The sequence below is a fragment of the Pseudomonas sp. NCCP-436 genome (assembly GCF_019656335.1).
Classification (GTDB): Bacteria; Pseudomonadota; Gammaproteobacteria; order Pseudomonadales; family Pseudomonadaceae; genus Aquipseudomonas.
In genome coordinates this window covers 109400-120936 of the sequence record NZ_BPLZ01000012.1, presented here as the reverse complement: position 1 = coordinate 120936, position 11537 = coordinate 109400, and the positions used below count along the sequence as shown (strand labels likewise).

Annotated in this window: 11 protein-coding genes and 1 pseudogene; 5 read left to right on the top strand and 7 right to left on the bottom strand. The window is 64.0% G+C overall.

Going from position 1 to position 11537, the window contains the following annotated elements:
• Positions 1–136 (bottom strand): annotated as a pseudogene (locus NCCP436_RS17665) (OprD family porin); the annotation flags it as partial.
• 402 nt (positions 137–538) lie between these two features.
• Here NCCP436_RS17665 and NCCP436_RS13380 point away from each other — a divergent pair.
• The 4 genes from NCCP436_RS13380 (at position 539) to NCCP436_RS13365 (ending at position 4111) form a co-directional block, all read left to right on the top strand.
• Complete coding sequence (locus NCCP436_RS13380) at positions 539–1498, top strand: aliphatic sulfonate ABC transporter substrate-binding protein (RefSeq protein ID WP_220804491.1); 960 nt, start codon at positions 539–541, stop codon at positions 1496–1498.
• Entirely contained in the window at positions 1495–2724 is a 1230-nt protein-coding gene (locus NCCP436_RS13375) for an acyl-CoA dehydrogenase family protein (protein WP_220804490.1), read from the top strand. The genes NCCP436_RS13380 and NCCP436_RS13375 overlap by 4 nt, the downstream gene beginning before the upstream one ends.
• Positions 2725–2829: 105 nt before the next feature.
• Entirely contained in the window at positions 2830–3750 is a 921-nt protein-coding gene (locus NCCP436_RS13370; protein ID WP_220804489.1) for a sulfurtransferase, read from the top strand.
• Between the two features lie 151 nt (positions 3751–3901).
• Positions 3902–4111, top strand: a complete 210-nt coding sequence (locus tag NCCP436_RS13365) for a hypothetical protein (RefSeq protein ID WP_259651493.1) — start codon at positions 3902–3904, stop codon at positions 4109–4111.
• A gap of 158 nt (positions 4112–4269) precedes the next feature.
• Here NCCP436_RS13365 and NCCP436_RS13360 read toward each other — a convergent pair whose 3' ends face one another.
• Positions 4270–5511: an MFS transporter gene (locus NCCP436_RS13360; protein ID WP_259651492.1), complete on the bottom strand. Its 1242-nt coding sequence runs from the start codon at positions 5509–5511 to the stop codon at positions 4270–4272.
• 159 nt (positions 5512–5670) lie between these two features.
• Here NCCP436_RS13360 and NCCP436_RS13355 point away from each other — a divergent pair, with 159 nt between their 5' ends.
• On the top strand, positions 5671–6300 hold the full coding sequence (locus NCCP436_RS13355) for a bifunctional 2-polyprenyl-6-hydroxyphenol methylase/3-demethylubiquinol 3-O-methyltransferase UbiG (RefSeq protein WP_220804488.1): 630 nt from the start codon (positions 5671–5673) through the stop codon (positions 6298–6300).
• Between the two features lie 10 nt (positions 6301–6310).
• Here the strand turns inward: NCCP436_RS13355 and NCCP436_RS13350 are convergent, their stop codons facing one another.
• The 5 genes from NCCP436_RS13350 to NCCP436_RS13330 form a co-directional block, all read right to left on the bottom strand.
• Positions 6311–7390 carry a P1 family peptidase gene (locus NCCP436_RS13350; protein WP_220804487.1) on the bottom strand — a complete coding sequence of 360 codons (1080 nt, stop codon included), beginning with the start codon at positions 7388–7390 and terminating at the stop codon, positions 6311–6313.
• Positions 7383–8243, bottom strand: a complete 861-nt coding sequence (locus tag NCCP436_RS13345; RefSeq protein WP_220804486.1) for an ABC transporter permease — start codon at positions 8241–8243, stop codon at positions 7383–7385. Before NCCP436_RS13345 ends, NCCP436_RS13350 begins: the two co-directional genes overlap by 8 nt.
• Positions 8240–9127 (bottom strand): ABC transporter permease, encoded by an 888-nt coding sequence (locus NCCP436_RS13340; RefSeq protein ID WP_220804485.1) that lies wholly within the window; start codon positions 9125–9127, stop codon positions 8240–8242. The genes NCCP436_RS13345 and NCCP436_RS13340 overlap by 4 nt, the downstream gene beginning before the upstream one ends.
• Before the next feature lies 1 nt (position 9128).
• Positions 9129–10244, bottom strand: coding sequence for an ABC transporter ATP-binding protein (locus tag NCCP436_RS13335; RefSeq protein ID WP_220804484.1), 1116 nt, complete (start codon positions 10242–10244; stop codon positions 9129–9131).
• A 136-nt stretch (positions 10245–10380) separates the two neighbouring features.
• A complete protein-coding gene (locus NCCP436_RS13330) occupies positions 10381–11418 on the bottom strand; it encodes a spermidine/putrescine ABC transporter substrate-binding protein (protein WP_220804483.1) in 1038 nt (345 codons plus the stop codon).
• Positions 11419–11537 lie beyond the last annotated feature (119 nt).

Genomic DNA, 11537 nt, shown 5'->3' with positions numbered 1-11537 from the left:
TGACGGTGTTGTTGTCGAAGTAGAAGTTGCGCAGGGTCAGGCTGGCCTTGCTGTCGCCGATGAAGTCGGCAACGGCTGCCTGGCTCAGGCCCAGGGTGCTGGCGGCTACAGCCAGTGCCAGGGAGGTTCTTTTCATGCTCGATGCTCCAGTGCGCGGTGTGTGCGATTGTTCTGTTCGGTTGGCACGGCACAGGGGCTCGGCACGACAGTGTCGGCACATGGCATTGGAACCCCTGATTCGGGCCCGATGCGGTTGTCCGCTGTCGGCTGGGGGCTACTCTACAAAACGCCTTTAATCCCTAAAAAGAATTATTTCTAATCTTGTAATAACAAAAAAGAATATAAGAAGTGACGCCCCGCCACTGGGCAATTGGCCATTCCGGCCTTAGTTAATTCCAAAAAATTATTTAACAAGTTCTTTTTATATCGACTAGCTTCGCCTTTACCGGATCACCGGACTCTTTCATTTGTATTTGCTGAAGGACACGTGATCCGACCTCTGGGTTTGGCCGGCACGCGTCCGCATCGAGAAGCCGCCATGACCAAGAATCACGCCAGCCGCAGCACCCTGTACGCCGTATCCCTGGCCTTCGGCCTGCTGCTCGCCCCCATTGCCGAAGCCGCCGACCAGTTGCGTATCGGCTACCAGAAATCCTCCACGCTGATCAGCCTGCTGAAGAGCCAGGGCACGCTGGAAAAGGCGCTGGCCGATCAGGACATCAGCGTCAGCTGGCACGAATTCCCCAACGGCCAGCCGCTGCTGGAAGCGCTCAACGTGGGCAATATCGATCTGTCCGCCGATGTCGCCGACACCGTGCCGGTATTCGCCCAGGCTGCCGGTGCCGACCTCGCCTACTTCGCCCAGGAGGCCCCCTCCCCCGGCGCCCAGGCGATCATCGTGCGCGAGGACTCGCCGATCAAAAACCTGGCCGACCTCAAGGGCAAGAAGATCGCCGTGACCAAGGCCGCCGGCGTGCACTACCTGCTGATCGCCGCGCTGAACAAGGCCGGTCTGAAGTTCAGCGATATCGAACCGGCCTACCTGACCCCGGCCGACGGCCGCGCCGCCTTCGAGAACCGCAAGGTGGACGCCTGGGTCACCTGGGAACCCTTCCTCAGCGGTGCCCAGCAACAGTTGCCGACCCGCATCCTCGCCGACGGCAAGGGCCTGGCCGACTACCAGCGCTACTACCTGACCAGCGCCAGGTTCGCCAAGAGCCACCCGCAAGTGCTGCAGACCGTGTTCACCGAGCTGGTGAAGACCGGCGACTGGCTGCGCGCCAATCCGCGCCAGGCAGCTGAGATTCTCGGCCCGCTGTGGGGCAACCTCGACCCGGCCATCGTCGAGCAGGCCAACGCCAAGCGCAGTTACCAGGTGCGCCTGGTGCAACCGGACAGCCTCGCCGAGCAGCAGAAGATTGCCGACGCCTTCTACGGCGCCCGCCTGCTGCCGACCTCGGTGGACGCCCGCGGCGTGAGCATCTGGAGCCCGCAATGAACGCCGAAGCCCGCCTGCACCCCAGCCTGCGCGACGAACCACTGTTCGCCGCCCACCTGTTCCCCGTGGATTTCGGCAACCGCACGGCCAAGGTCGAACGCCTGGCCCGGCGTCTGGCGGCCAGCGCAGTGGAGCGTGACCGCGTTGGCGGCAGCGCCCAGGCCGAACGCGAGCTGCTGCGCGACAGCGGCCTGCTGACCCTGGCCGTGCCGCAGCAGTACGGCGGCCAGGGCGTGGCCTGGCCGGAAATCTATCGCATCGTGCGCTACCTGGCGGCGGTGGACAGCTCGCTGGCCCACCTGTTCGCCTTCCAGCACCTGCAGGTGGCGACCATCCTGCTGTTCGGCAACCCCGAGCAGCAGCGCCACTGGCTGACCCGCACGGTGCAGGAGCGCTGGTTCTGGGGCAACGCCACCAACGGCCGCGACACCGGCCTCAAGCTCACCCCGCGCGAGGAACATTACGAGCTCAACGGCAGCAAGTCGTTCTGCTCCGGTGCGCTCGGAGCCGATGCGCTGGTGATCAGCGCACCGCGTGGCAAGAACCCGGAAGACCGGGTGTTCATCGTCCTGCCGACTCAACGCGAGGGCCTGGCGGTGAACAGCGACTGGGACGGTTTCGGCCAGCGCCAGACCGACAGCGGCACCGTGCAGTTCGAGCAGGTATTCGTCGACAGCAGCGAGCTGCTCGGCCCGGTCGGCCCCAGCCCGCGCACCACTCTGCGTGCCTGCCTGTCGCAGCTGATCCTTACCCAGCTCTATCTGGGCAATGCCCAGGGCGCGCTGGATGCCGCACTGCGCTACACCCGCGAGCAGAGCCGCCCGTGGCCGGCTTCGGGCGTGGCCAATGCCAGCGACGATCCGTTCATCCAGCAGCGCTATGGCGAGCTGTGGCTGCGCTACCGCGCTGCCCTGCCGCTGGCCGAGCACGCCGCCCAGCGCCTGCAGGCCGCCTGGGAAAAGCCTGCACTGACCGCCGCCGAACGCGCCGAGGTGGCGCTGGCGATCAGTGAGGCGAAAGTCGTGGCGGTACGCGCCGCGCTGGAGATCACCAGCCAGATCTTCGAAGCCATGGGCGCCCGCGCCACCAGCTCGCGCTACGGCTTCGACCGCTTCTGGCGCAACGTGCGCGTGCACAGCCTGCACGACCCGATCGACTACAAGGTACGCGACCTGGGCAACTGGCTGCTCAGCGGCCAGGGCCCGCAACCGTCGCTGTACGGCTAGGGAAGGAGGTCACGCCCCCGGGAATATGCATAGGAAGAATCGATATTTCGCCCTTGCGGCGCTCTTCTAGCCTCAAAAACTGTCAACGACCACGAGGTCACAACAATGAAGATCAAAACCCTCCTCGGCGCCGGCCTGCTGGCCGCCGCTACCCTGCTGCAAACGGCCCAGGCTGCCAGCGAATACCTGGTCAGCACCGACTGGCTGGAAAAGAACCTGCAGGACCCCAAGCTGCGCATCATCGAGGTCAGCGTGGTGCCCGGCGTCTACGAACGCGGGCATATCCCCGGTGCGGTGAACTTCGCCTGGCACAGCGATCTGGTCGACCCGGTACGCCGTGACATCGCCAGCCAGGAAGCCTTCCAGCAACTGCTGCGCAAGGCCGGAGTGAATGACGACAGCACCACCATCCTCTATGGCGACAACAACAACTGGTTCGCCGCCTGGGGTGCCTGGGTGTTCGACGTGTACGGCGTCGACAACGTCAAGCTGCTCGACGGCGGCCGCGCCAAGTGGGAGGCCGAAGGTCGCCAGCTGGATAGCCGCGCCAGCACGCCGAAAGCCGGCAACGTCACGGTAAAGGCCGCCAACAGGGAGCTGCGCGCGTTCCTGCCTGACGTGGTCGCCGCCGCCGAGAAACGCAGCGACGTGCAGCTGGTGGATATCCGTTCGGCCGATGAATACAACGGCAAGGTCTTCGCTCCGCAAGGCGTGCAGGAGCTGGCCGTGCGCGCCGGCCACGTACCCGGCGCGGTGAACGTGCCCTGGGGTCAGGCGGTAGCCGCCGACGGGACCTTCAAATCGGCCGATGAACTGAAGAAGATCTACGGTGCGGTGGGCGTCGACGGCAGCAAGCCGATCATCACCTACTGCCGCATCGGCGAGCGCTCCAGCCACACCTGGTTCGCCCTGAAGAAGATCCTCGGCTACGACGTGCGCAACTACGACGGTTCCTGGACCGAGTACGGCAATGCCGTGGGCGTGCCGGTGGTGAACGTGGCCGGCACCGTCTGGGGTGGCAAGTAAAAGCCCTGGAGCATTACGACCCGTAGGGTGGATGACGTTTTTTTCATCCACGGTTTTGGTGGACCGATGCAACGTGATCCGCCCTACTCGAACAGCGGCCCTGCGCGCCACGCCAGGGCCGCTTCGTCATTCCGGTCGGAAAGGACAAGCCATGACCGCCAGCATCACCTCTCCTCGCACAGCACTGCCCGCCGCCCTGGCCGGTCTGCTGACCATCGTCCTGCTCGCCGGCGCCTGGCACCTGGCCGACGGCAGCAACGAAGGCCGTGCCTTCAGCTATTCGCTGGTCAGCGGCGCGCTGTTCGGCCTGCTTGGTATCGTTTTCGGGCTAAGGCTGCGGCCCTTGTTGCGGCTGGGCTGACGCCAGCAAGCAGGATGGACAAGGCGAAGCTTGCCCCAACCCCTGCAACAAACCTTGCCTCTATAACCCGGCATAGCGAGCCCCCGGGATCACCGATGGTGGATGGCAAAGCGTCATCCGCCCTAGGTGGAATCGGCCCGACTTTCGTCCGGGTTAACTCATACGACCTTTTCCGGCGAGGCATCCTCGAAGCGGTCGACCTGACGCAAGCTCTTGAAACCGAGCATCCAGCCGCCGGTCACCAGCAAGGTGCAGGCACAACCGAGCAATGCCGCCGGCACCACACCGAACCAGGCAGCGCTGGTGCCGGCACGGAACTCGCCAAGCTCATTGGACGAGCCGACGAACAGCATGTTCACCGCATTGACCCGACCGCGCATGGCGTCCGGTGTGGAGAACTGAATCAGCGCCGAGCGAATGTACATGCTCACCATATCCGCACCACCGGCCACCATCAGCGCAGCAAACGACAGCCAGAACAGGCTGGACAGAGCAAATACCAGGTTGGCCAGGCCGAACAGAGCCACCGCACCGAACATCACCAGCCCGACATGACGGTTGAAGGGTCTCATACTCAGGTAAAAACCCACCGTGACCTCGCCAATGGCCATGGCACTGCGCAACAGGCCAAGGCCGGTCGGGCCGACCTCCAGCACCTCCTGGGCATAGATCGGCAGCAATGCCACCACACCGCCAAGCAGTACCGCGAACAGATCCAGCGAGATAGTGCCAAGGATGATCGGGCGATTACGAATGAAGTGGATACCGGCGGTAAAGCGCGCCCAGGTGCTGGCCTCCAGCGCCTGCATTTTCTCCGCATAGCGCACCGGCACCAACGGCAGCAGCAACAGCCCGGCGAGAAAACCAAACAGACAGACCGAGTAGGTCAGCCCGCCACCACCGAGGGCATACAAGCCACCACCAAGCACCGGCCCCGCAATGGTCGCGCCGCGCACAAGCATGCTGTTGGCGGCAAGTGCCGGTGCCAATTGTTCGGGAGGCACGATCTGCGGCAGCAGACTCGACAGCGCAGGCCCGGTGAAGGCTCGACCGCAGCCGTACAGCACCAGCACTGCGTAATACCAGGCGACCGGCGCCTTGCTCAGAGAGAGCCACAGCAGAGCGGCGGCGCACAGCGCTTCCAGCAGCCAACTGAGCATGAGGATGCGCTTGCGGTCGAAGCGGTCGATCAGGTCGCCGGCCGGTATCAGCAACAACAGCATCGGGATGAACTGCGCCAGACCAACGTAAGCCAGTGATAGCGGATCGCGGGTAATGTCATAGACCTGCCAGGCAACGACTATGGCCTGGATATACATGGCAAACACTGCCAGCAACCGGGCAATCAGGAACGGCAGAAAACCGGGGAGCCGGTAGACGGAAATAGAAGTAGTGGGCACGGCAGTTCTCTCAGACAGAACCGGGAGGGCGAGCCAGGCAATCTACGGCATACCGCTCGTTGCCGGCAAACTCCGAAAAGATATTCAAAAGCCTGTCGTAGAGCCTCTGGCGCCTGCATCGGCAAGCAGGTCTAATGGTTTTTTCACCGGAGCAGTGCCATGCCCCTGAGCCCCAAGCAACTCGCGCAGATCAGCTCTCTTACTCTTGCCCACTACGCCGGCAGCGCCGCAGCCTTTCGCGAAGGCACCCGCGACCATGACGTGAGCCAGAACATTGCCGCTCTGCTGCGTCATATCGAGGGTGACAAACCCTGGCGCATCCTCGATTTCGGCTGCGGCCCCGGGCGTGACCTGCGCACCTTCAGCGGCCTCGGCCACGAAGCCATCGGTCTCGATGGCTGCGCCGAGTTCGTCGCCATGGCGCGGGCCGACAGCGGCTGCCAGGTATGGCAGCAGAGCTTTCTCGAGCTGGATCTGCCGGATGCGCATTTCGACGGCATCTTCGCCAATGCCAGCCTGTTCCACGTGCCGGATCAGGAACTGCCGCGCGTACTCGGACAACTGCGCGACAGCCTCAAGGCACGCGGCGTACTGTTCAGTTCCAACCCCCGCGGCAGTAACGAGGAGGGCTGGAACGGGCCGCGCTACGGCAGCTACCACGACCTCGAACGCTGGCGCACCCGACTCACGGCCGCCGGCTTCATCGAACTGGAACACTACTACCGCCCCGCCGGTCTGCCGCGAGACCAGCAGCCCTGGCTGGCCAGCGTCTGGCGACGGATCGACTGAGCCGACAGCCTCAGCCCACTACCAGCTGACGCAGGCGCTGGCCGTCGATGGCGCGGCAGATGCCTTCAGGCTTCTGCATCGGTGTATCCTCGGCGGCCAGCATGGCGTTGAGCACGGCCTCGTCGGTGGCCTGCACGGCGGCCAGGTAGAGGGCGTCGAAGCACTCGTCATTGAGATAGTCGAGATTCAAGTTCGTCGGCGAAAGCTGCGGCAGTGGCCGCGGATTGGCCACGCTGAAGGCCAGGAAGATGTCCCCGGAGTTGTTGCCACCGGGCGTGCCGGCCAGGGCGATACCGAGCCCGGCACGCTGGGCCAGGCGCTTGAGCTGGTGCGGAAGCAGTGGCGCGTCGGTGGCGAGCATGACGATGATCGAGCCGCGCTCGCGCTCCAGCCCGGACGGCAATTCATCTTCCAGACGTTCGCCCACCGGCACACCACAGACCTTGAGCCAGGCGCGCTGGCCGTGGTTGGCCTGCACCAGGGCGCCGAGAGTGTAGGTCTGGCCGTCGATCTCGACCAGCCGCGAGGCGCTGCCGGTACCGCCCTTGTAGCCGTAGCAGATCATGCCGTTGCCGCCGCCGACGTTGCCTTCGGCAATGGCGCCGCCAGTTGCTGCATCCAGAGCAGCCAGAGCGTCGGCCTCGGTTACATGCTGACCGTTGATATCGTTGATCACCCCGTCGTAGGTCTCGGCCACTACCGGCATAGCCCAGAGGTGCTCGCGCTGCCAGAAGTCGGCGTACTGGCGGACGGTCCAGCGCGTGGCGGCATGGTGGACGATGCCGACGCTGTGCGAGTTGGTGATGCATAACGGCCCGACGAAGTAGCCGCCGTGTTCGATCCAGTGGGTGCCGGTCATCTCGCCGTTGCCGTTGAGCGCATGAAAGCCCGCCCACACAGGTTGCGGCTCGCTGTTGCGGCCACGCGGCAGGATGGCGGTGACGCCGGTCTGGATGCGCCGGCCACTATCGGCCACGCCATTGAGGGTGCGGTAGCCGACCAGCACGCCGGGCACGTCAGTGATGGCGTTGTACGGGCCGGGGGTGCCGGGCAGTGGCAGACCAAGTTCACGGGCACGGGGTTTAGCCATGGGAATCATCCTGAGAGGTGGCAGGCTTGCGGTTGCGCAGGTACAGGCCAAGCGCGGCGATCAGCAGCGAAGCGATCAGCAGCAGCGTGGCGATGGCATTGATCTCCGGCTTGATGCCGCGGCGGATCATGCCGTAGATGAAGACCGGCAGCGTGGTGGAGTCGACACCGGCGATGAAGTAGGTGATCACCAGATCGTCCATCGAGATGATGAACGCCAGCAGCGCACCACCGATCACCCCGGGCAGGATCTGCGGCAGCGTCACGCGGCGGAAGGTGGTCCAGGGCGAGGCGCCCAGATCCGCCGAAGCCTCTTCCAGACGAGTGTCCATGCCGGCCAGACGCGCACTGACGATCAGGAACACGTAACTGATCAGGAAGGTGCAGTGACCGATGATGATCGACAGCTTGCCCAGCGGCACGCCGACACCGACGAAGAAGATCAGCAGGGCGATGCCAAGCACGATGTCCGGCATCAGCATCGGCATGAACAGCAGCACCCGGTAGAACTTCTGCAGACGGAAGCGATAGCGTGCCAGTGCCAGCGCGGTGAACGTACCAATCAGGGTGGAGATCAGCGTGGTGGTCAGCGCCACCACCAGGCTGGTGCGCAGCGCGGCCAGTAGCTGATCCGTGGAATCGATATACAGCGCGTTTTCGTTGAGGCTGGTGGACAGTCCCAGCAGCGAGCGGTACCAGTCCAGACTGAAGCCGTCCCAGATCATCATGTTGATCGGGTTGCTGTTGAACGAATAGGCGACGATCAGACCGATCGGCAGGTAGAGGAAAACGAAAAACAGCAGGCTGTAACCGCCCAGCAGGCGGCGGGCGATACGGGCGAGCAAGGCATTCATCGGCTGGCCTCCTGTGCGCTGTTGCGTCCCTGGGCCAGCACGTAGAGCACCAGGCAGATCAGTACTGCGGCCATCAGCAGCATCGCCAGGGCGGCGCCGAACGGCCAGTTGCGCGCAGCGAGAAACTGCTGTTCAACCAGGCTGCCGATCATCAGCACGCGCGCGCCACCCAGTAGCGAGGGCACGATGAAGTTGCCCAGGCTGGGGATGAACACGATGATCGAGCCTGCGGCGATCCCCGGCAGGGTTAGCGGAAAGATCACCCGCCAGAAACTCTGCCAGCGGTTTGCGCCGAGATCCGCCGAGGCCTCCAGCAGCCGCTTGTCGAGCTTCTCGACGCTGGCGTAAATGGGCATGAACATGAACGGGATAAAGATGTAGGTCATGCCGATCAGCACCGCCGTCTCGGTGTAGATCAACTCGACCGGATTGTGGATACCCAGCGCCAGCAGCGTGGTGTTGATCACGCCGCTGGGACGCAGGATCAGCAGCCAGGCGTAAAGACGCACGATCAGGCTGGTGAAGAACGGCAGGGTGATCAGGAACAGGCAGAAGTTGCGCATCCGCTCCGGCTGGCGAGCCACCCAGAAGGCCGCCGGATAGCACAGCAGCAGGGTCGCCAGCACGGTCAGCGCGGCAAGCTTGAACGAACGCAGGATGATTTCCAGATAGACCGGGTCGAAGTCCTCGTAGGTGCCATCGGCCCAGCCCAGTACGCGGCCGAAGTTGTCCGGATAGAAGTTCCACTCGACGCCGCCGTAGAGGCCGGGCTCCAGCAGGCTGTAGACCGCCATGATGCTTAGCGGGGCAAGGAAGAACACACCGATGATCAGGGTCACCGGGGTCAGCAGGCCGACCAGGCGCAGGCGCTCGCGCAGCAGCATCTCAGGCACCTCCCGGAATCAGGTGGGCAGCCTCCAGGCCGTACCAGAGCTGCAGACTGTCACCCGGGCGCAGGCCCTGCACCCCGTGCTGCGCGGCATCGCGCAGCACCGCCTTGACCATGCGGCCATTGCGAGTGCGCAGCAGCAGCTCGAAGTCGCGGCCGATAAACAGCAGTTGCTCCAGTTGCCCTTCCAACGCAGCAAAACCCTCACCCGGGCACTGCAGGTGAAACTGCTCGGGGCGTAGCATCAACTGCACCTGCTGTCCGAGCGCCAAGCCGGGATGGCGCACCCGTAGCAGGTCGCCCTGACTGTCGCTCAGTTCGGTGATACCGTCGCGCAGGCCGACGACGCGCGCCTCGAACAGGTTGCTCTCACCAATGAAACCGGCGACGAAGGCATTGGCCGGACGGTGATAGATATCCGCCGGAGCGCCGATCTGCTGGATATGGCCGCCATTGAGCACGACGATGCGGTCACTCATGGTCAGCGCTTCTTCCTGGTCATGAGTGACGAAGACGAAGGCGATGCCCAGCTCGTGCTGCAGATTCTTCAGCTCGCGCTGCATGGCCTGGCGCAGCTGGCGGTCGAGCGCCGACAGCGGCTCGTCGAGCAGCAACAGCGCCGGGCGATCGACAATGGCACGGGCCAGGGCCACGCGCTGCTGCTGGCCACCGGAGAGCTGCCCCGGCTTGCGTCGCTCCATACCGGCCAAACCAACCAGTTCCAGCGCTTGGCCGACACGCTGACGCTTCTCGGACTTGCCGACACCGCGCACATCCAGCGCGTAGCCAACGTTGTCGCCGATGCTCATGTGCGGAAACAGCGCATAGCTCTGGAACACCGTATGCACCGGACGCAGATGCGGCGGCACCCGGTTCATCGGCCGGCCCTGAATCAGCAGCTCACCGTCGTCCAGTTGCTCAAAGCCGCTGATGGTGCGCAGCAAAGTGGTCTTGCCGCAGCCGGACGGCCCCAGCAGGGTAACGAACTCGTTGGCACCAACGCTCAGGTCAAGGCCGTCTAGGGCACGCACCAGGTGTCCCTCGGGGGCACGGTAGTGCTTTACCGCACCGCGGATTTCGACCACGGATGCAGCAGGGTTGATAACACTCATGGATGACTCCGGCAGAGAGCCCGGTCGCCAGCTATAGGGCGCAGCAGGCTTTGCAGGGTGAGCGAAACCGAAGGGCTTCGCTCACCATTGACAACTCCGGCTGTGCAGCGCCCGGAAAGGCCTGCACAACCCATCCTCAGTTGGCGGTACGCACACGCGTCCACACTCGGTCGTACTGCCTCATACCCTTGCCCAGATCTTCAAAGATCTGCAGCTTGGCCATTACTTCGGCCGGCGGGTTGACCTGCGGGTTGTCGCGCAGCTCGGCCGGGAGCAGCTTGATGGCTTCCTTGTTGGGCGTGCCGTTCATCTGCTGCGCGGTGTTCAGCGCGGCGATCTCCGGCTGCAGGAAGAAGCTCATGAAGCGCTTGGCGTTGGCCTTGTTCGGCGCGCTCTTGAGGACGCACATGTCCTCCTGGTACATGGTCGCGCCTTCCTTGGGGATAACGTAGGCGAGGTTCTGCGGATCCTGTTTCACGTACATCATGGCGCCGACGAAATAGTGCGAGGCAGCGGCGTCGCCGGACTGCACCATCGGCACGCTGTCGTAGGTGAAGGCGGAGATCAGCGGCTTGCGCTCGATCAGCCAGTCGGCGGCCTGCTTGAGTTCGGCTGGCTCGGTGCTGTTGACCGACTTGCCGTCCTTGATCAGGCCGACACCGAGGGTCTCGCGCATGTCGTCGAGCATGATGACCTTCTTCCCCTCCTGGGCCTCGGCGAAGAAGTCGTCCCAGCTTTCGATCGGCTTGGAGACCTTGTTCTTGTTGTAGAAAATGCCCACCGTGCCCCAGGCGTAGGGCAGGCAGTACTCACCCTTGGGGTCGGACTTGGCGCGCAGGAAGGCCGGATCGATGTTGGTAAAGGCCGGATCCTGATTGATGTCGGTCTTCTCCAGCAGTCCAAGGGCCGCCATGGTGTCGTGCATATGCACCGAGGGGAAAACGATGTCGTAACCTTGCGCGCCGGCCTGCAGCTTGGCCAGCATCTCTTCGTTGCTGCCATAGGTGTCGAGCGACACCTTGATGCCGGTCTCGGCGGTAAAGCGGGTCAGGACTTCGGGGTTGATGTAGTCGCCCCAGTTGTACAGGCGCAGCTCTTCGGCGGCCTGGGCGGTTGAGGCTACAAGGCCGCCACTGATGGCGACACAAAGGGCGAGATGACGCAGTGTGGGCATGTTCCTGTTCTCCACTGTTGTGGCCGCGCGGATGCGGCGTTTGCTTGTTGCGGCAGGAAGCGCGAGCGTCGGCTGCGGGCGGGAAGGCTTCTGACGGCCTGCCTCGCGGACGTGTCGGC